Genomic DNA, 21,305 nt, shown 5'->3' with positions numbered 1-21,305 from the left:
TAACAGTAAGATGAAAATATGGAGGAAATCATAATGAATATTTTACAAATTGAAAATCTGTCTAAGGTATATGGCAAAGGTGACACAGCAGTTAAAGCACTAGATAATGTATCGTTTTCTGTGAAAAAAGGGGAGTTTGTGGCGATCATTGGTCCATCAGGCTCAGGGAAGTCAACGTTACTCCATCTTCTTGGTGGTGTTGATCGACCTTCTAGTGGGAAGGTGTTAATAGATAATACCGATATTTATAGTCTCAATGAAACGCAATTAGCCATTTTTAGAAGAAGACAAATTGGACTGATTTATCAGTTTTACAATTTGATTCCGATTTTAACAGTTGAAGAGAATATAACTCTGCCAATGCTATTAGATGAGCATAAGGTCGATCCAGAGCATTTAAAGAAGATTATTACAACATTAGGTTTAGAAAAAAGGTTACATCATTTACCAAATCAACTTTCTGGTGGTCAGCAGCAAAGGGTTTCAATAGGACGTGCTTTAATTAGTAATCCTGCGATTATGCTAGCGGATGAGCCTACTGGAAATTTAGATAGCAAAAACAGCGGTGAAATTGTTGAGCTTTTAAAAATGTTCAATAAAACGTATAACCAAACATTAATTGTCATTACACATGATGAACGTATTGCCCTACAAGCTGATCGTGTGATTTCAATTGAGGACGGAAGGATCGCAAAGGATGAGGTGATTCGTCCATGAACATTATCAACAAATTAACAATACGACATCTCAAAGAAAACAAGCGAAGAACACTTGTTACCATTATTGGTGTGATCATTTCAGTTGCCATGATTTCAGCCGTTGCAACCCTAAGTGTTTCTTTTTTAGATTTGACCATTAGGGAAAATATCTCACAAAATGGTGAATGGCATGTTAAATATAAAGATGTGAATGCAAAACAACTTGAAGCAATTGAAAAGGATAATGAAACTGATAAGGTCATGTTATCTAGAGATCTTGGATATGCACACTTTCCAGATTCTAAAAATGAAAGTAAGCCTTATTTGTTTATAAAGGAATATAACGCAACTGCATTCAAGCAGTTTCCGATTGAGTTATCGGAAGGGCGTTTACCCAACGCTGAAAACGAGATTGTGGTCTCCGAGGAAATTGAAAAGGATGCGAGTGTAGAGTATAAGATTGGTGACCAGCTCACTCTTGATATCGGCAATCGCGTTAGCAACAATCAAGAAGATGGTCTTGACCAGTCTTATAGCTTGACGATAGATGAAAATGGAGTAGCTGAAGAACTCAAGATAAAATCAACAGAAACGTTTACCATCGTTGGTAAGATTAAACGTCCCAAATGGGAAAATTCATTAGCACCTGGCTACACCATCATAAGCTATGTTGATAAAGATGTAGTGAGCAATGCTGATAAAGCTGATGCAATTGTTTTGCTAAAGAAGGTCAAAGGCTCACTTTTTAAACATGCAGGAAAACTTGCCGAGCAACAAGGTATTGAATCTATTAGTTATAATACGGAATTGCTTCGCTTTTATGGTGTAACGAAAAATGAAGGATTATTTATTACATTATTCTCGCTTGCAGGAATAATCATGGCCGTTATTATAGTTGGTTCAGTCGCACTCATTTATAATGCGTTTGCCATTAGTGTCTCAGAACGTTCAAGACATTTAGGTATGCTTGCGAGTGTTGGGGCAACTAAAAAACAAAAGCGAAACTCTGTATTTTTTGAAGGAGCAATCATTGGGGCCATTAGTATTCCACTTGGCTTTCTTTCAGGTATTGGCGGGATGGCCGTCACATTTGCTTTTATTAACTCATATCTACACGACGCGCTTAATACGTCTGTAAAACTAAAGGTAATTGTTACACCGGCTTCGATACTAGTTGCTTGTGTTGTTTCTATCTTAACGATTTTTATCTCAACCTATCTTCCAGCAAAAAGAGCATCAAAAGTGTCAGCAATCGATGCACTTCGTCAAACACAGGATGTAAAATTAACACGAAAAGCTGTCAAAACATCAAAGTTTGTTCGCAAATTGTTTGGGATAGAAGCTGAAATTGGCCTAAAAAACCTAAAACGAAATAAACGAAGATATCAAGCCACCGTGTTTTCTTTAGTGATTAGTATTGTTCTGTTTTTAGCTGTGTCATTTTTTACAGACAATATTAAAAAGTCACTTGAACTGTCTCAACATGATATTAGCTATGATATTCAGGTATATGGATCTGGGGTTGATTCGGAAGACCTAGCACCACTGGCAAACCTTGACTATGTTACTGATTCGATTTTACTAAATGATGTAACCGTAAATGCTATGATCCCTGTAGAAATGGCTTCAAAAGAAATACAGCAGCTAGCAAAAGAAGATGATTCTGTTGTAAAGGAAGGAAAATACCCTTATTACGCAACGTTACATGGATTAGATCAAGAAAGTTTTAAAGAATTCGCCAACAGTATCGAGGCAGATGTTGAAAAACTTGATAATCCCAACGATCCTAGTGCCATTATTATTGAAAAGATAAAATACGAAGATGCTGAATCTGGAAAATTGATTGAAGAAAAGACCATTCATGGTGAAATTGGACAAATGGTAGATTTGCATACCTTTGATTATGAAGGAAATGGAGATCAGCAATTTTTGAATAGTATTAAGATCGGTGCGTTAACGGATCAAGTTCCAATGGGTGTTCAAACGGCTAGTTTAGGTGGACTTGATATCATTGTCACACAAGAAACGCTAGACAATCTTATTCGTTCTAATAAGCAACTACAGAGCGAAATGAATCCATACTTGTATCTGAATTCATCTGATCCACTTGGCACTCAGAAAGCATTGGATGAAGCTATTTCATCTAATATGTATGTTTATAACGTTTATGAAAGAAGGCAAGAACAAGAGCAAATGGTCCTTATGCTGTCAGTATTCACATACGGATTTATCACATTGATTTCATTAATATCGATTGCAAATATTTTTAATACCATCTCAACAAGCATCACACTTCGTAAACGTGAATTTGCCATGCTACGTTCAGTCGGCATGACACCAAAAGGTTTTAATAAAATGATTAACTACGAAAGTATTTTTTATGGAATTAAGTCATTAACCTACGGACTACCAATCAGCGCCATTGTCATGTATTTGATGTACCTGGGACTACGCCAAACCTTCGAATACGGCTTTGCGGTCCCTTGGATGAGCGTAGCCTTTGTCATCGTCATCATTTTCGTAATCGTTGGATTAGCCATGCTCTACAGCATCCAAAAGATTAAGAAAGAAAATATTATTGACGGATTGAAGCAGGAGAGTATTTAGGTAGATAGTGGTGCCTGGCAGGGGGAAGGTAGTGCCTGTCACTTCCCGAATTTTGTCGAAGATTCTAGGAATCTAACATAAAAAGGCTGTAGATAAATTCGAGTTTATCTACAGCCTTTTTTTATATTCACATTCATGTATCAACAATTCTAGCTATTATTCCAACCCTTCAATACTCATCTCCTTAACTGGCAAGAAGCTTTCTCCTGTATCTAGGTAGGAAATTTTCACTGAATCATTTTCTTGTAAGTAAATAGCCAATGGATAATTTTCTGATGATATCACGAAATTTTTCCCATTGTCTAACAAAAATGAAACCATCGTGAAATCCCCAGCTTTTTCTTTGTAAACTCGTACGACTTTACCTGATAATGTTTTTTCTTCAGCTTTGGAAGTACCATCTACGGAGCTTCCACCTTTTTGCAAGGCTATTTTATATTGCTTTAGCGCTTGATTAGGTGTTCCTGCATAAACAGATATTTCTGGGTTGGCAGCAGAAACAATAAAGTAGTTTTGTAAGAATCCGTTAGAGTCCAACACAGGTGTTAACCAGCTAGCTTCTCCATAAAAATTATATAAAACAGGCATTTCGCCGTGCCATTTTTTCTCGATAAATTTCTTTTCTATGATTTGAAGAGCACCTTGGGAATCCATGTACGATGCTTCTAGATTTCCAGTATAATACGTTGCCTTTCCTGTTCTAGAATTGGTAAGGGAGTATCCTAACATAGAATCTACGCCTTCTTTAGGGCTAGTAAAGTCGGTGAAATAATACATGTTACCATCTTCATTAAAAATTGGACTAACATTTGCTTCCGTTCCTTCATCAGAAGGTAGCTTCACATCAGATTTACCAAATATACTATTCCAAAATCCATGAATATAGTTTCCGTAATAGCTATTTTGCAAGCTCACAGCTTCAGGAGAAACAGCTCCATCAATAAATGAAGGTGCTTCAGCTAGTTTATAATCTTTTGTCTCCCCATTCTTAGGATCAACCATGACAATTCCATCAGCCTCAAAACCATTACGAGCTGAAACAAATTGACCATAAGTACGGATATAGTATGGTTTGCCATCTTCGTCAATTTCTAATTGAACATCACCGTAAAAAATGTGTTTAGGATAGTTCATTCTTATATGGCGTTCAACATTTTTATTAAGATATGAGGATGGTGTAAAGATCATCTCAGATTTAACAAACTTTGGATTATCAGAAGAATCAGTAGCACTTAAAGTGAAGTAACCAGGTGTTTCATCACCATTCAACCATTTGAAAAATCCAGAGAATTCAACTGGTGCAATATAAACAAATTCTCCATTTACTTTTTGTACCTGGAGATTTCCAAGTTCATAATAACTTGTATTAGGAACTTGGCCGAACGACTTTTTCATTTTGTTTCTAGCAAACTGGGGTGGAACGCTTGCAGGCGTTTTGTTTTCATCAAATGCTTTAATTTCAACTAATTCTTCCATCTCTACATGTTCAAATTTTTCATCCGCATTAAAAACCGGTGCGACAAGTAGAGAAATGCCAAATACAAGACTTGCTAAGAAGAGAAGACCCTTTATCAGTTTTTCCTTACCTGTAGCAATAATCATACCTAATGCTGAAACAATGATGATGAAAAACCATAATGAAGAGATATTACGATCTAAATTGGTAAAATAGTAAACTGAAAACATTGCGATCATAATGATGACCGAAAAGATGCTAAGTACTCTTATGCTTGGTTTATTCTTAGCCGTCTTTTTATCTTTTTTTGCCTGTTTTTGTTTCGTAAAAGGAATAATGATAACGGCTGTTAATAATCCAATTATAAGAGAAAAGATAAGAATGTTTACCATGATGTTCTCCTTTCGATGTGAGTTTTTGGATTGGTTATATACTTAATACGGTTAAGTATAATGGAAGGTTTCATTTTTTATGGTGTTTATATACTAGATAAAGAAGTACATAGTGTAGTAGAAGAGTAAGAGTAGTTAATCGTTGGGGTAGAAGTTAGTTTAGTTCCTCTATGTGTAGATAGATAATTAATAGCAGATTATAAGAACAAGTGTTCTTGGTTGTGATATAATAGAAAGGCAATAGTTAGGTAAACTCATGGGTGGTCAGCGTTACCTCGTACGGAAAGGGGGTGATGCGTATGTTGACAGTATTTCAAACGTTAATGCTTATGCTAGCATTTGCAGGTTTGGTGTTGTCCATCATATCTTTTAGAGACAAAAAATAACCCACCCTTGAGCTTAGCCGGCGACAGGTGAGTTATCTTACAAAATTGCTGATCCCCTTAGTGGGAACCTAGCTATTGTATGACTGTTTGGTGTTCGAGCACCGAACAGTCTTTTTTAGTTTATGATTTCTCTAGTATTATTATAACCAAAGACTAGAAGAATGAAAAGTAATTCAAGCTTAACAACGTATACCATTTATTCTTATTTTTTCGTAGCGATTTAAATCAAGAAATAAAGCCCGTGTTAAAATGAAGTATGGAATAAATGAACTAGCTCATTTAATAAACGTTCAAATTTTACATAAAAAAGGAATTGAAAAAGGGAGACGATCTTCATGCCATTAGAAATTGTACGTAACGATTTAACTAAGATGAAGGTAGATGCGATTGTAAATGCTGCAAATACAGATCTGAAAATGGGTGGAGGTGTTTGTGGAGCGATTTTTCAAGCTGCTGGTATTCATGAGCTGAAGCATGCTTGTAATGAAATAGGCGCGTGTCCTGTTGGAGAAGCAGTCATCACTGATGGATTTCAGTTACCTGCTAAATATATTGTTCATACACCAGGACCTATTTGGAAGGGTGGCTCCCATCAAGAAGCTGTTCTGTTGAAAAGCTCGTATGTAAATTCTCTAGAGCTAGCGAAAAAATATGAATGTGAGTCGATTGCTTTTCCACTCATCTCAACTGGCATTTACGGGTATCCAAAGGAAGAGGCATTACAAATCGCTGTTTCTACGATTAGTACCTTTTTATTGCATCATGACATGCTAGTTTATCTAGTAGTCTTTGATAAAGCTTCATTTGGGTTAAGTCAAATGCTGTTTAAATCGATCAATGAATATATTGATGAGCATTATGTTGACGAAATAGAGAGCACGTTTAGCCGGCGATTTAACATGGAACAACTGCAACAGTCTGAGGCCATATCAGATAATGTATATAAAAAACAGAGCGAGCCTATCACAGAAAATAGCTTACTACATCTAATAGAAGAACTCGATGAGTCATTTTCAGAACGTCTACTTCGATTGATTGATGAAAGAGGAATGACAGATGTTGACACTTATAAAAAAGCAAATATTGATCGTCGCTTGTTTTCAAAAATTCGAAATGCAGCTGATTATGTACCTAAAAAGAAAACAGCGATAGCCTTTGCGATAGCTTTACAACTAAATGAAATCGAAACAAACGATTTACTGTCTGCAGCAGGCTATACGCTGTCACGCAGTAGTAAATTTGATGTGATTGTTGAATTCTTTATCCAGCAAAGCAATTATGATATTCACGAAATTAATGAAGCCTTATTTGCTTTTGATCAGCCTTTATTAGGTGCTTAACAAAACGTATAAACTTTAAAGCTTAATTGTTTTACAACAAAGATTGATAGAAAAGGAGGTAACCCGTATGGGAGTAGCCAGTCTAATTATTTCAATACCGTTCTTAATTTTTGCTATCATCCTGTCAAAAGGAAAAGGGGCATCATTACTTGCAGGTTACAATACAATGCCTGACAGTGAAAAGGCTCAATACGATGAAGTAGCAATGTGTAAGTTTATGGGGAAAATTATGTATGGAATTAGCTTTAGCACATTATTATTTGCATTGAGTGAGCTGTTAGAAAACCAAATTATATTTATTATAGGTCTTATTTTATTTTTATCACTTATTATTTTTGCATTGGTTTATTCCAATACCGGAAACAGATTTAAAAAGAAAGTTTAATGTTAATTGAAAGAGATCTAGACTTCTAACAAAACAATTATGATATTTACGAAATGAATCAGCATTATTTGCTTTTGAGAAGCCTTTACGGGTTCTTAAAATGTCGCTTACAAAGCGACCATTCCTTTTTCATATCTTGTTATTCTACATGTATAAATAAAACAAGACGGAGGATGACAAGGAATGAAAAGTAATGTAACAGAAATCGTATTTATCTTAGACAAAAGTGGTTCAATGGCAGGACTTGAATCAGACACAATTGGTGGCTTCAATTCGATGCTAAAAAAGCAAAAAAAAGCTGTAGGAGAAGCGTTCGTCACAACAGCTCTATTCAACCATCATTATGAACTATTGCACGATCGCATCAATGTAAAAGGGATATCTCCAATGACCGAAGAGGATTATGAGGTAGGAGGAACAACTGCATTATTAGATGCAATTGGGATGTCTATCCAAAAAATCGTAAATGTACAAAAACACACAAGTGAAGATGAACGAGCGGACAAGGTTCTATTCGTCATCACAACGGATGGAATGGAAAATAGCAGTTGTGAATATACTCCTGAAAAAGTAAAGAACATGATATCACAGCAAAAAGAGAAATATGGATGGGACTTCATCTTCCTAGGAGCGAATATTGATGCCATTTCAACTGCTGCAAAATTTGGTATAGATGAAGACTTTGCCGTTGACTATCATGCTGACAACATTGGAACACAGTTAAATTATGAATCTGTGAGTGAAGCCGTAGTAAAGCTGCGAAGTGGGAAGAAAATTGATCGAAGCTGGAAAGAAGATATTGAACGTGATTATCATCAACGGGACAGAGGGACAGGTTCACCGTCCCGTTCCTGAGAACAAGAATTTATGAAGAGAAATAATATTTTGAAGTAAGCAATAGTGTAAGCAAAGGATGTACAACAAATAGTCCACCCCAGAGCCCGAACAGCAAATAATGGGTGGATTTATACCTACAATGCTAACTCTCTTGAAGGGAACCTTCTATATGTATGGGCCGTTTGGTCTTCGAGCACCAACGGTCTTTTTAATATATGCGAATATATCTTTATTTTAACCATTGTTAGTAGAATTTGAAAGCCGTGATTTGTTCAGCAATTCTTCATCCTGAAGACGATATCTCTTGATTTTTTAAACTAATTTTGGTCAACATCCCTGTATGAAGACCATTACTCGTGATTTTCTTACTGAGTTTGGTCTTCATCTCTTGTATGAAGACCATTACTGGTGATCTTTTTACTGAGTTTGGTCTTCATCTCTTGTATGAAGACCATTACTCGTGATTTTCCTACTGAGTTTGGTCTTCATCTCTTGTATGAAGACCATTACTCGTGATTTTCCTACTGAGTTTGGTCTTCATCTCTTGTATGAAGACCATTACTCGTGATTTTCTTACTGAGTTTGGTCTTCATCTCCTGTATGAAGTCTGAATTATGGATTATATATTATATAAGATAGCTATAATTCGAGAGTCGGTGAAGGTAAGAGGTCATATTGCTACTAGGGCTTTAGAAAGTACAGTGAACAAACACTAGATAATATTAGTATGATTGGTAACAGAAACCATGATATTATTGGGGCAAGGCAAGTAATACTGGTATTGACTCTCTATAGTAGTAACTTATGGATATGGTTCACTTGAAGAATTAACTCATACAAATCCTACCTATATTTTCAAACGTGTTAACCAGTTAGAGAATAAATTAACGGGAAATCAAGTTAAATAACAAAATTGTACATTTAGTAGAACGTATTTCTAATATCAAGAAATGAAAGAATCATCTAATGCAAACGCATTCACTAAAAGGGAGGTAAATTATAATGGAGAATAAATCCGAGAAATCTCTAACGCAATTAGGTTCAGCAGACGTGACGAGTCATACGTTTAACACGGAAGTAAAAACACAACCTTCTTATCAAACGGTTACAAAAATTGAGGACTGGGGAGCAGTTATCACAAAGATAATCATTGATTTAGGAGAAACTGTTTCAATAGAGTCGGTTTCAAAAGAGACTTTTCATGTCCATGTGCAAAGATATGATCGTAGATTAGAGAATCCATTCCTACAAGAAGGCAATCGAATAGTGAAGAATGCTTATGTTTCAGATAAGTATGGGAATCCAGCCGAGAAAATGGGAAAATACACTGTTTTAGAAATGGAAATCTCTCCAACCTTAACACTTTCTTCTGCAATCAACTACGATTGGGCGGGGACTGGTTTTAACGATTGGACCGAAAATGAATACACGATCACACAACAAAAGAATATCAAAACCAGTGATGGAACGATTTCAGGATTAGTTATAGATAAATGTACCGGAGGAGTGAGAGAGCTTGTCGATGATTTTACAACTGGCAAAGCAACTTATGACAACGTAACTTTAACCTATGCTAGCTATTCTCCAGCAAAAGCTAATGGGAAAAATCCATTAGTCATTTGGTTACATGGAGCGGGAGAAGGAGGTACAGACCCAACCATGGCGATCGCCGGGAACAAAGCAGCAAACTTTGCTTCAAAAGAAATACAAGCCTATTTTGATGGTGCCTATATATTAGCACCCCAAACACCTAGTTTTTGGATGGATGGTTTCACTGAATTTGGAGATGGTACGTCGAAATATCAAAAAGCACTTATGGCATTAATTGAAGATTATGTTTCACAAAATAAGGACATTGATCAGAATAGAATTTATCTTGGTGGAGATTCTAATGGTGGATATATGACGATGCTGATGATACGCGACTATCCGGAGTATTTCGCAGCAGCCTTCCCAACCTGTGAAGCCTTAAAAGATACCTTAATCAAAGATGAAGAAATACAAAGGATGATGAATCTTCCAATCTGGTTTATTGCTGCAAAAACAGACACAGTTGTTAATCCGGAACTATATACAGTTCCAACCTATAACCGGTTAATTGAAGCAGGTGCCAAAAATGTTCACTTATCACTATTCGAGGATGTAATTGATACTTCAGGTCTCTATAAAAACAGTGACGGCACTCCATACGAATATGATGGACATTGGTCATGGATTTATGTATACAACAATGAAGTAACAAACACCATTAATGGAAAAACAACAACCTTAATGGAGTGGCTTGCTGAGCAGTCACTAAAAAAGTAGGAATACATTTGATAGATTCAAAGACAAGTAAACGAAAATAAGCGGTTTCTCTGGTGAAGGAGAAACCGCTTATTTTTTTATTTCTTTCTTCATTTGCTAGAATGTAATTTTATTGTTTACATGATTTAAATCAAACACTGTTTAGGAATATAGAAGATGCTTTGCGATTTTACATTACAGAATCTTAACGAGACTGTGCAGCCAACCATTCCATTAGAGTGGTTGTTTGGTCATTAATTTTTGTTTCTACTTCGTTATTATAAACATAAATCCACGACCAGTGACCATTGTATTCATATGGTGTACCGTCAGCATTTTTATATAAACCTGAATTATCCTGCACATTATCAAATATTGTTAAGTGAACATTTTCAGCTCCAGCATCAATTAAACGATTATAGGTTGGAATGGCATTGCTTCCTGGAGGCAAAGTTCGATCATTTTTTGCATGAACAAACCAAATTGGTGTTTGAGACATATTTAAAATATCATTATCAGAGACCAAATTATTATTTAAACCTTCACATACTGGAAATGCTGCTGCAAAGTATCCCGGATAGTCCCGAACCATTAACATTGTCATGTATCCACCGTTTGAGGCACCGCCAATGTAGATTCTATTAGGATCAATATCCGGATTATTAGCGACATAATCCTTAATTAATGACATAAGAGCTTCTTGGTAAATGGAAGTTCCATCAGCTCCTCCTGAAATGCCCTCCATCCATCTCGTTGGTGTTTGAGGAACTAATACATACGCTCCATTAAAATAAGATTGAATGGTTTCCGTTGCAAAGCTAGTAGCTTTATTAGCAGATAGTGGAATAGTTGGATCCGTACCGCCTTCACCACCGCCATGTAACCAGATGATTAAAGGATTCTTCTTCTTATCTTTTGCTGGTGCATAATCTGCATACGTTAATGTAACGTCCTTATATGTTGCCTGACCTGATGAGAAGCTATCAACTATTTCTCGCGTTTCTCCTGCAAAAGTATCAATCACTAATCCAGAAATTGTGCCGAACTTTCCGGCATTAATTTTTATGTCCTTTTCTTGGGTAATAGTATAATCAGATTTAATCCATTTATTAGACCCAGAATAATAGTTAAGAGGGGAACCTAGTGACACAGTAGGTCCAATCTTCATTTCTAAAACTACATATTTTCCTCTTACTGCAGGGTTACCATTTTGATCAGCAACATAGGCATTTGTAACCTCTCGATAGCCTTCCTCTAGTAGTGGAGAGTCCAGTAGTCTATCATCGCTTCTTGTCACATGCACCTTAAATGTATCCTTTGTAATAGATTGTTTCGGTACTGGTTTACCAATTTTCACAATCAATTTAGTAATAGCTGCACCCCAATCATGTATTTCAGTTACACTTCGATAGGATGTGTCTACTTTTTCTCCCTTTGCAAATGCACCAATACTAAATGAACATGATAGTACAGCTGTTAAAATAATAAGCATGAAAATTTTTACACTTTTCAACATAAATAGTACCTCCTTCATTTATTATGTAAGACCAGATTTACATCCTCCTTTTACGTAATAAAGCGCTTACAAGTAAATTTTACGAAGAATTAGATTTTTTTATGATCATAAATTAGTAGTACTTTTCTATGATTTACTGCACACGAAATGAAAATATTTCCAGTTTATTAAACCATTTATCTTATAAAAGTCGTAGGTCCCAACTGAACGTGTATGAAAAATTTGAACACAATTCTCATAGATTCTTTAAGAAAAGTTGTTATAAAATTTAGATAAGAAATTTTTTTACGATACGTGGCCAATAAGAAAAAGAATAATAAAAAGAAAAACAACAACAAAAAAAGCTTATAACCTAGTATAGAAAATAACCTAGAAAGAGCTGCTTTTCTCAAAATTTAAAACTATGTTGTAGTGGTAGTTTTTCTTCTAAATTAAACTCAATAGAAAAATCAACGTTCCTTACAAATTGTTAAGGAACGTTTTTTTATTTACTAGAACACAAATTTTCAACCCTTATGAAATCTTTATATTCACTCCAGTTTTTATCTTCACAAAAATTTTACATATCAAACCGCTACTCTAACCCCTCTTTTTTTCTATATACAAGATGAAAGAACACTAATTTGATAAAAGGATAGTGATGAAAAAATGGCAAAATTTCGTATGGTGTTAACTGGGTTTTGGAGATCTTCATTAAATTTAGAGAAGATGACTTCTGATGATAAATTATTTTACATGTATCTAATGACGAATGAAAAAACGACGCAAATCGGAATCTATGAAATAACGAAGAAAGAAATGGCACTTGAAATGGATTATACCTTTGAAAAGGTGGAATTATTATTAGAACGATTTACTACACTTCACAAATTAATCCGGTACAATCCAGAAACTTGTGAAATTGCCATTAAAAACTGGGGAAAAAATAACCTTCATAGGGGCGGCAAACCAATCATGGATTGTATTAAAAAAGAATTAAAAGAGGTCAAGGATACCTCGCTTATTTCGTATGTTTGCGAAGGTATTGAAAGAGAGGAAATCGTAAGCTTATACGCACCTTATTGTAATAAAAAAGTAGAGGAAGAAAGTAGCCATAATGGTGAAGAACATACATATTCTGCAACAGAGCATGATCAAATTGAAGAAATCTCTAACCCTCGTTTTACAGCAACTGGGGAAGTAAAACAAACCTCTGAAGACAATTCACATATAGAAGATGGCCAACAAAGTCAAAAATCAAAAGATATAAACGAAATCATAGAGTTCTGGGACAGCAATGGATTTGGTTTAACAAACATGAATGCCAAGCACCAGCTGTTATCCTGGCTAGAGAATTCCTGCTTTTTAAATCCTAAAGATGTCGTAATAAAAGCAATGGGTATTGCCTGTGCTAATAACAAGCGAAGGCTAAACTATGTTGTTGGTATTCTTAAAAACTGGAAAAATGAGTCTTTATTAACTATTGAAGAAATTGATTCTTATCATGATAACCAGTCTTCTAAATACAAGCAGTCAAATTCTATTGGAGCTGGTCGAGCGATTCCGGCTGAGTTTGTGCTCGATCTAACAGCGGGTGAGGAAACTACTTAGATTGTCATACATGATAAAAAATCAAACCTGTTAAAAAAAATAAATTTTTTTAAAACACACGCTACTCTTCATCAGTTTTTCTATATATAAAGGGTGAAAAGAAAATTAATAGGAGAAAGGAAAGTGTTGAAAAATGGAAAAATTTAAAAAGGTTAATACAGGTTTTTGGAGAGACCCGGTTGTAAGGGATATGGATTGGGAGGAAAAGTATTTCTATCTTTACTTACTTACGAATCCGCAAGCTACTCAGGATGGAATCTATCAAGTATCAATAGAACAAATAGCAGAGAAAACTCTTCTTTCGATCGAGACCGTTCAAGCATTGATAAGCAGATTCTCTGAGCGCTTTAAATTGATTACCTACAACCCAGAAACATGTGAAATTCTTGTTAAAAACGAGGGAGAATATTTTCATGATGAAGACTAAGCAGCTGATAAGAGGGTTCATCAATCTGAATTAGAGGAACTTAATATATTTTAAATGAATAATTGATGGGGGAGGACTGAAAATGTAGATCCACCCCCTTGAAATCATTTTCTCTAAATAGAAAAAACCATTAGGCACCATAGTCGGAACAATAAATAATACATAGTAAAAATTGTGGAGCAAAAAGAATAGGGTTTCGTTCTTGAATATGTTTAAACATTTAAAAATTGAGGTGTGATGACATGAATGTAAAAGAATATTTCGAAGAAGTTGTAAAATTAGAAGAATCTTCATTGGCTCATTATCTTTTTCATTTATTACAAGAAAAGAAAATTTCTTCAAATGACGACGTATCAAAAATAGACTTAAACCAGGCAAATCACCAAATCGTAGAGGAAATGATTCAAAAAAATCTCTTATATTTTCGAAAGGTTCACATTTATTCATTAAAGCAGAACAAAAATGATTTTGTCTTCATTTTTGCCCGAAGCAAAGAAGATGCCATTCAGCACTATAGGGAAACATATTTTCATTCTCCTTTAAACTGTATTGAAACCTCTCTAGAAAATGATTTTTATAGAGGAAATGGCAGGATTTCGTTTCGAGATATGAAAAAGGAATTTTCCATTTTTCCTGCGATAGCAGGGTCTTATAGTAGAAATGATTATGTGTTAACAGAAGAGGAGGTTTGGCAGCAATACAAATGATCATGAATTTAAAAACAATGAAAAAAAGGGGTTCTCATGTTTTTAAATAGTAGAAACATTAGAACCTCCTTGTTTTTCAAATCTTATTCTATCACTTTAGTAGGTGTTGCGTTCTTAACAATGATCACGCCATCGTAAGCCTGATCAGGCACCATTTCAATTGTATAAAACATCTTTAATAGCTTATACCATGAGCGAAAGTCATCACCTATATTTGCCATTTTTTGCTCACTAGAAAGAATCTTGGACAATTCTTCTGACTCACGACTCTTTTCAAATTCAACGTAAAAGGTATTTGGTTCCACTTCGCTAAAGGCATCAACTAAATCATGATGATTCTTTACGGTAAACGTTTTGCGGTTGCCGGAATCATCGTTCTTTGCTTGAAATTTGCTATTAATAAAGTCAGTGCCTATTGCAAAATACTTTGTTCCGTATTCCTCTTCTAGATAATTTCCCATCGATTTATAGCCAGCAGGTGAGGCAGACGTTTTTTCGACATGGCCATTATGTCCTGAGAAAAACACTTTTTCATTTCCTCGTTTTTTTTCATATTCCATAATCCATTGTAAATTCTCAGCTAAATATTGATCGCGAAGGTTTGTGTAGTTTTCTTCTGATAAAAATAGCTGTGTACGCTGCTTCATGTTTTGCGTATTGGCTATTGCAAACGCAAACTCGTCAGAAGACGAATGTTCCAAATATTTAGCTTCATTAGATTGTAAATCTTGAAGAATGTCCTTGATCGTTTTATCTACTTTTTCTAACTGTTCGGTAGTTAAATCACGCATCGTTTCATTAGAAACATGTTTCAATTGGTCACTATACTTATCCGCAGATTCCTTATCTACAACAGCAAGATAATCTAGTAGGTTCTTTTTACTGTAGTCATAGCGTTGCATATCATTCCCGTAAAAACGAATTTTCTCATCGTCTTTCACCGATTTGTTATGATTGTGCATCCATTCAACAAGATCAATCATTAGCTGAGTTTTATAAATACTATAATCAAGACTATTTACAGCAGCTTCTGCGGAGCCTTCTCCATGTAAAATATAGTTGTTAATCTGCTGACCGCCTCCGAAATCACCTTCTAACACAAAGACGCGAACATCTTCATTTTTTACCAAAGTTTCAAAAACCTGTTGTTTTAACTCCTGAAATTCAACATTCCCATGTGTTGCTTCTCCCAGTCCAATCACTTCCACATCATCAGGAATGTCCATTGTATCAACGGTTGAAATATATTCCGCCGCGTTATCTATAGGTTCACCTTTTCCACAACCTGACATGAAAACAGTAAAAGAAATGACTGCTATGAGCGAAAAGCAGCTTTTTAAAAATTTCATACTTTCTCCTCAACTTTCTTGTTTTGACTAATACAAACCTAGGAACTCTTATTACATTTCATGGTACATGACAAAGTTTAAATTAAGGTTAAATCTGGATTATTTACATTTAAATCTGGGGTGGAGAGGAGTTGTGGGCAAAGCACCTAAATGGTTGAGGATAGGTTTTCTTCATTAATTATTAGAAAATTTAAAATAGACCGTTGACCTATGACATCATATGATGTACTATAACCTTATAGATGATGTTATATGACATCATAACTAACTTAGAGGTTAGAGGATGAGTAAACCAAACTAAGTTAAAAATTGAGGGGAGAGGTAAATTTATGAAACAAGAACATGTGGAGCAAATTCAAAACGTTATTGAGGCTGTGAATGGGAAGGATATTAAAAACATTTTCTTTGTTGCTTGTGGTGGTTCAATGGCAGCGCTTTCGTTAGGGGATTATTTTGTGACGAAGGATTCTGATATGCCGAGCTTTGTATACACGTCAAATGAATTTATTCATCGTGCACCGAAAGCATTAGGGGAAAACAGTCTTGTGATCCTAAGATCTCATTCTGGTACAACTCCAGAAACAGTTGGAGCTGCTACATATGCAAGAGAACAAGGTGCCTTAACTGTTGCGATTTCAATGGATGTTGAATCTCCACTTTGTCAAGAAGCAGAATATACCGTTCATTACAATTATAAAGATGGCTCTGATGCCATTGATGGAGAAATAGGAGTATATTACACATTACTCTTTAAATTGCTTCATCAAATTACTGGGGAAGAGAAATTTGTCCGTGGTGTGGAACAATTATCTAAGCTAGGTACGTTAATTGAAAGCAACCAAGCAAAGTATAAGGATGTAGCGGATACATTTGGTAAGAAATATAAGCGTGATAAGGTGATTTACACAATGGCAAGTGGAGCATATATCCACCATGCTTATTCCTTTACAAGCTGCTTGTTAATGGAAATGCTGTGGATCCATTCAAACGCTATTCATTCAGGAGAGTATTTCCATGGACCATTTGAAGTAACAGATTTTGATGTTCCATTTTTAGTGGTAGTTGGAGAAGGACCAAGTACACCGCTTGATCAGCGTGCTCTTGATTTTGTAACAAAATATAGCGAAAAAGTTGAAGTCGTGAATGTGAAAGAGTTTGATTATAGTGGAGTGGACGAAGACCTTAAAGAGTATTTTGGTTCAGCATTAGCAGGGCCTGTCTTACGCTTATACGCTGATGGTTTAGCGGAACATACTGGACATCCATTATCAGTAAGAAGATATATGTGGAAAATGGAATATTAATCTTTTAAAAATTGGTTGCGAGGGGGCATTATATAATGAAAAAGTTCGTAAGCTTTTTAGTTGTTATTTTAGCCAGCTCTATGTTTTTAGCAGCATGTTCTTCCTCCAATGAAAGCAATGGCGAATCTTCTGATGATGATAAAGTAGTAATTGATTTTTTCCATAGATGGCCGAATGAACCTAGAAAATCATTTTATGATGAAAAAATTGCAGAATTTGAAAAGCAGCATCCTAATGTAAAAATTAATGTTGATTCTGTTTTAAATGATTCTTATAAAGAAAAAATTAAAGTACTCGTTTCAAATGACGATCTTCCTGACGTTTTCACCTCATGGTCAGACACGTTTGCCGCAAATCTAGTAAGCTCCGATCGTATTATGGAGCTAAATGAAATAATGGCGGAGGATACAGAATGGTCTGGTAATATTATCGAGTCTCAATATGCTGGATTTACGTTTGATGATGTGACGTATGGAATTCCGTTTACGGTTGACGGTAAAGCTTTCTTTTATAACAAACAAATCTTTGAAGAAAATAATATAGAGGTACCAAGATCATACGATGAACTGATCGATGCTTTAGATCAACTAAAGAAAGCTGGTTATGAAACACCATTAGTAGAAGGGTTAACAAATGGTTGGGCCATCTCTCATTACATGGGCACTATTTTTGATAGAGTCATAGCTAATGATGTGCTTATTAAAGATTATAATGTTGAGACTGGTGAGTATACAGATCCAGGATATATTCGAGGTTTAGAAATCTTTAAAGAGTTGACAACTTACATGGGTGATGTGTCGACGGCTATTGATCATGAAGCAGCTCGAAATATGTTTGCTGCTGGTGAAGTTCCGGTATTATATATGCAATTTGCAGAGGTTGGATATGTACAGGATGCTGGAGATGTGGAGTTTGGCTTCTTTAATTTCCCTGAAGTTGAAGATGGAGACGGAAGACCTAAATCCCTTACTGGTGCACCAGAAGGCTGGATGTTAAGTAAAAATGCTCCACCTGAAGCAGTAGAGTTCTTGAAATTCCTAACATCAGAAGAAACAGCCAAAGAATTTACGAAAGCAGACGGTCAGTTAAACGCTATTAAAGGCGGTGTTACAGAAGAAACATCCAACCCAACAAGTCTAGAAGCTTATCAAATTATTCTAGATGCATCAGATGCGACCCCTTGGTTTGATAATGCGGTTGATATATCGATTGCTGATGTTTTCATGCGAGGTGGTCAAGAATTAGCAACGAATCAAACAACACCTGAAGAGATTATGGCAAAAGTACAAGAAGCAGCTGCTAAATTACGAAACCAATAAGAAGTTGAATTGCCCTAACTATGAAAGGAAAAAGTTAGGGCAATTCTTCAAAAGAAGGGTGGGGGATTGTGATGAAGGTAAAAAAGGTAAAAATAACTCCAATTCTATTCATGTTACCAACTGTTTTATTTTTAGGACTATTTATATACATACCTCTTATTCAAAACTTCTATAATAGTTTTTTTGAATTTAGTGTTTTTTCTCAATCAAAAGAGTTTGTTGGTTTGACTAAATTCCAACAATTATTTGTTGATGAAGTAGCTATTATTGCATTAGTCAACAATGTTAAATATGCCATCATTTCCGTGTTACTTCAAGTGTTCTTTGCATTGGTGCTAGCTGCAATTCTAGAGGATAAATTTTTCAGACGATTTGCGCACGTCTTCCGCGTGATTTATTTTATGCCAGTTATGATTTCAATCTCAGTTATTGCCTTACTATTTGGATTTGTTTATAATCCACAAATTGGATTATTAAATAGCTTCCTTGAGCTCATTGGATTAGAGCAGTGGGCCAAGCCTTGGTTAGGCAATTCAACAACGGCAATTTATAGTGTGATCGCCATGTCTCAATGGCAAAGTATTGGATTAATTACGATGTTATTTATCGTGTCAATTCAGAAAATTCCGAAGGATCTCTATGAAGCTGCAGAAATCGATGGTGCTGGGAAAATACGAAGATTCTTTAGTGTAACGGTACCACAAGTGAAGGAAGCGACTTTTGTTAATTTATTAGTTACTGTGACTGGTTCTATTCTAGTATTTAATGAACCTTACATTCTCACAAATGGTGGTCCAGGAAATAGCTCCATGACACTAGCCATTCACATGTACCAAACAGGCTTCGTTAAAGATGACATGGGCTACGCATCAACATTAGCATCCCTTATCTTCTTATTATCTGCAATATTTGCGCTAATACAGATCAAAGTCTCGAAAACAGGGAAGGAGGAATGAAGAGCATGATCAAAGCAAATGTAAAGAAGTCCACATTCCCTAGTACCGTTCCTACAAATAAAACAAAAATCCCAATTCAGACACGACTCACCAAAAATATTGTCTTTCTTGGCTTACTGAGCTTTGCTATTATCATTCTATATCCACTATTTTGGATGTTGATATCATCATTTAAAAGCTATCAGGAAATTTACAGTAATGTTTGGGCTTTCCCAACGGAATGGAAGTTTGAAAACTATTCTCTTGCATGGTCAAAAGGAATATCGAGCTATTTTTTCAATAGTGTATATGTCACAGCATCAACGATTATTCTAACCGTACTTATAGGAGCAATGGCTGCGTTCGTCTTATCTCGGTATAAAAATCGCTGGATTGACGTGGCACTTCTTTTTACAATTGGTGGGTTAATGATGAATCCACAGGTTGCTTTAATCCCTTTATTTGAAATTTTAACGATCACAAACTTGATTGATACACATTGGGCACTCATTCTGACTTATGTGGCCTATCGATTACCTTTAACGATTATCTTGATTCGAACTTTCTTTTTAACTGTACCAAAAGAGTTATCGGAATCAGCGTTGATGGATGGCTGTACGGAATTCGGTATTTTTTGGCGTATTTATTTACCGATATCACTTCCTATTGTTGTAACATCTGTTATTTTAACTGCCTATTTCGCTTGGAATGAATTTTTATTTGCAACCGTTTTCATTAATTCCAGCGAATTAAAAACAATTCCATCAGGTTTAATGGTCTTTCGAGATGCTCTTCGTACAGACTGGGGAGTATTGCTATCAGGAATGGTGATTGCAACAGTACCAATGATTGTTTTACTTATTTTCTTACAAAAATATTTAGTTAGAGGACTTGCAGAAGGCTCTGTGAAAGGATGATAACATATGAAATTAATTACAATTGGTGATAACGTAGTGGACTGCTATTTGGATCAAAATAACTACTATCCTGGAGGTAATTGTGTCAATGTAGCAGTCAATGCGAAACGTAACGGAGCTAGTGAAGTTTCGTATATTGGGATATTTGGGAATGATGAACCGGCCGATCATATAAAATATGTACTTAATCAAGAAGGGATTGATTATCAATATTCACGTGACGTCATTGGTATTTCTGGACAGCCGCAAGTTACTTTAACAGAAGACAATGACCGTGTATTTGTAGGAGGACCTAAAAATACCGTTCAACATAAATTTAAAATTCAACTTGTTCAAGAAGAGCTGGATTATATCAAAACCTTTGATTTAAGCCATGTGAGTTGCTACTCCTCTATGGAAAGTGAATTGGCAAAATTGTCGCAAGTGTCAAAAGTTTCGTATGACTTTTCAAGTAGAAAGGACCTATCATATATTGAATCAATTGCTCCCTATATTTCATATGCTTTTTTCTCAGCTGCTGAGCTCTCTGAAGAAGATTTTGAACAGTTTCTTAGCGATTTACGTTCTTTTCAGTTTGAAATCATAGGCTTGACCAGGGGAGGAAAACCAGCGATCTTTATTAAAAATGACCAGATGTATGAGCAAAAGTTAAAGAAAATTGATGTGGTGGACACAATGGGTGCTGGTGATAGCTTAATCGCAGGCTTTTTAACAGCTTATATGAGTGGGGAAGAGATTGAAGCTGCCATTGAGAAAGGAACAAAGTCCGCTGAAAAGACTTGCCAGGAATACGGTGGATTCGGTTACCCGAAAGAAATGCAAAAAGTTTAACGTACTTAAAGGTTATTGTATAA

Annotated in this window: 18 protein-coding genes; 15 read left to right on the top strand and 3 right to left on the bottom strand. The window is 35.5% G+C overall.

The genetic code is table 11. The annotated features are described in order from the left end of the window. Window positions 1–33 precede the first annotated feature (33 nt). Window positions 34–717, top strand: coding sequence for an ABC transporter ATP-binding protein (locus MVE64_RS00235; RefSeq protein ID WP_247342559.1), 684 nt, complete (start codon window positions 34–36; stop codon window positions 715–717). Continuing rightward, window positions 714–3,305, top strand: coding sequence for an ABC transporter permease (locus MVE64_RS00230; protein ID WP_247342556.1), 2,592 nt, complete (start codon window positions 714–716; stop codon window positions 3,303–3,305). The genes MVE64_RS00235 and MVE64_RS00230 overlap by 4 nt, the downstream gene beginning before the upstream one ends. A 156-nt stretch (window positions 3,306–3,461) precedes the next feature. Here MVE64_RS00230 and MVE64_RS00225 read toward each other — a convergent pair whose 3' ends face one another. Continuing rightward, window positions 3,462–5,153 carry a hypothetical protein gene (locus tag MVE64_RS00225; RefSeq protein ID WP_247342553.1) on the bottom strand — a complete coding sequence of 564 codons (1,692 nt, stop codon included), beginning with the start codon at window positions 5,151–5,153 and terminating at the stop codon, window positions 3,462–3,464. 293 nt (window positions 5,154–5,446) lie between these two features. Here MVE64_RS00225 and MVE64_RS28015 point away from each other — a divergent pair, with 293 nt between their 5' ends. The 5 genes from MVE64_RS28015 (at window position 5,447) to MVE64_RS00205 (ending at window position 10,408) form a co-directional block, all read left to right on the top strand. Beyond that, window positions 5,447–5,539, top strand: coding sequence for a putative holin-like toxin (locus tag MVE64_RS28015; protein ID WP_425593975.1), 93 nt, complete (start codon window positions 5,447–5,449; stop codon window positions 5,537–5,539). A gap of 335 nt (window positions 5,540–5,874) precedes the next feature. Next, on the top strand, window positions 5,875–6,879 hold the full coding sequence (locus MVE64_RS00220) for a macro domain-containing protein (protein WP_247342551.1): 1,005 nt from the start codon (window positions 5,875–5,877) through the stop codon (window positions 6,877–6,879). A gap of 67 nt (window positions 6,880–6,946) precedes the next feature. Further along, a complete protein-coding gene (locus MVE64_RS00215; protein ID WP_247342548.1) occupies window positions 6,947–7,264 on the top strand; it encodes a DUF3784 domain-containing protein in 318 nt (105 codons plus the stop codon). A gap of 183 nt (window positions 7,265–7,447) precedes the next feature. Next, on the top strand, window positions 7,448–8,119 hold the full coding sequence (locus MVE64_RS00210; RefSeq protein ID WP_247342545.1) for a vWA domain-containing protein: 672 nt from the start codon (window positions 7,448–7,450) through the stop codon (window positions 8,117–8,119). A gap of 984 nt (window positions 8,120–9,103) precedes the next feature. After that, on the top strand, window positions 9,104–10,408 hold the full coding sequence (locus tag MVE64_RS00205; protein ID WP_247342542.1) for a prolyl oligopeptidase family serine peptidase: 1,305 nt from the start codon (window positions 9,104–9,106) through the stop codon (window positions 10,406–10,408). Between the two features lie 184 nt (window positions 10,409–10,592). Here MVE64_RS00205 and MVE64_RS00200 read toward each other — a convergent pair whose 3' ends face one another. Next, window positions 10,593–11,903: a prolyl oligopeptidase family serine peptidase gene (locus MVE64_RS00200; RefSeq protein WP_247342540.1), complete on the bottom strand. Its 1,311-nt coding sequence runs from the start codon at window positions 11,901–11,903 to the stop codon at window positions 10,593–10,595. 648 nt (window positions 11,904–12,551) lie between these two features. Here MVE64_RS00200 and MVE64_RS00195 point away from each other — a divergent pair. The 3 genes from MVE64_RS00195 (at window position 12,552) to MVE64_RS00185 (ending at window position 14,627) form a co-directional block, all read left to right on the top strand. Beyond that, complete coding sequence (locus MVE64_RS00195) at window positions 12,552–13,493, top strand: DnaD domain protein (protein ID WP_247342537.1); 942 nt, start codon at window positions 12,552–12,554, stop codon at window positions 13,491–13,493. Window positions 13,494–13,626: 133 nt separating this feature from the next. Continuing rightward, window positions 13,627–13,920, top strand: coding sequence for a replication protein (locus tag MVE64_RS00190; RefSeq protein ID WP_247342534.1), 294 nt, complete (start codon window positions 13,627–13,629; stop codon window positions 13,918–13,920). A 242-nt stretch (window positions 13,921–14,162) separates the two neighbouring features. Then, window positions 14,163–14,627 (top strand): hypothetical protein, encoded by a 465-nt coding sequence (locus MVE64_RS00185; protein ID WP_247342533.1) that lies wholly within the window; start codon window positions 14,163–14,165, stop codon window positions 14,625–14,627. Window positions 14,628–14,710: 83 nt separating this feature from the next. Here the strand turns inward: MVE64_RS00185 and MVE64_RS00180 are convergent, their stop codons facing one another. Continuing rightward, a complete protein-coding gene (locus MVE64_RS00180) occupies window positions 14,711–15,976 on the bottom strand; it encodes an erythromycin esterase family protein (RefSeq protein WP_247342530.1) in 1,266 nt (421 codons plus the stop codon). Window positions 15,977–16,305: 329 nt separating this feature from the next. Here MVE64_RS00180 and MVE64_RS00175 point away from each other — a divergent pair, with 329 nt between their 5' ends. The 5 genes from MVE64_RS00175 (at window position 16,306) to MVE64_RS00155 (ending at window position 21,282) form a co-directional block, all read left to right on the top strand. Then, on the top strand, window positions 16,306–17,280 hold the full coding sequence (locus MVE64_RS00175; protein ID WP_247342527.1) for an SIS domain-containing protein: 975 nt from the start codon (window positions 16,306–16,308) through the stop codon (window positions 17,278–17,280). Window positions 17,281–17,315: 35 nt separating this feature from the next. Further along, entirely contained in the window at window positions 17,316–18,599 is a 1,284-nt protein-coding gene (locus MVE64_RS00170; RefSeq protein ID WP_247342524.1) for an ABC transporter substrate-binding protein, read from the top strand. Window positions 18,600–18,670: 71 nt separating this feature from the next. After that, window positions 18,671–19,555: a carbohydrate ABC transporter permease gene (locus MVE64_RS00165; RefSeq protein WP_247342522.1), complete on the top strand. Its 885-nt coding sequence runs from the start codon at window positions 18,671–18,673 to the stop codon at window positions 19,553–19,555. A 5-nt stretch (window positions 19,556–19,560) separates the two neighbouring features. Further along, window positions 19,561–20,451 carry a carbohydrate ABC transporter permease gene (locus MVE64_RS00160; RefSeq protein WP_247342519.1) on the top strand — a complete coding sequence of 297 codons (891 nt, stop codon included), beginning with the start codon at window positions 19,561–19,563 and terminating at the stop codon, window positions 20,449–20,451. Between the two features lie 6 nt (window positions 20,452–20,457). After that, complete coding sequence (locus MVE64_RS00155; protein ID WP_247342516.1) at window positions 20,458–21,282, top strand: PfkB family carbohydrate kinase; 825 nt, start codon at window positions 20,458–20,460, stop codon at window positions 21,280–21,282. Window positions 21,283–21,305 lie beyond the last annotated feature (23 nt).

The sequence above is a fragment of the Metabacillus endolithicus genome (assembly GCF_023078335.1).
Taxonomy (GTDB): Bacteria; Bacillota; Bacilli; order Bacillales; family Bacillaceae; genus Metabacillus; species Metabacillus endolithicus.
Note: the sequence above shows the minus strand (reverse complement) of the source record. Positions and strands in the feature narration are given on the sequence as shown.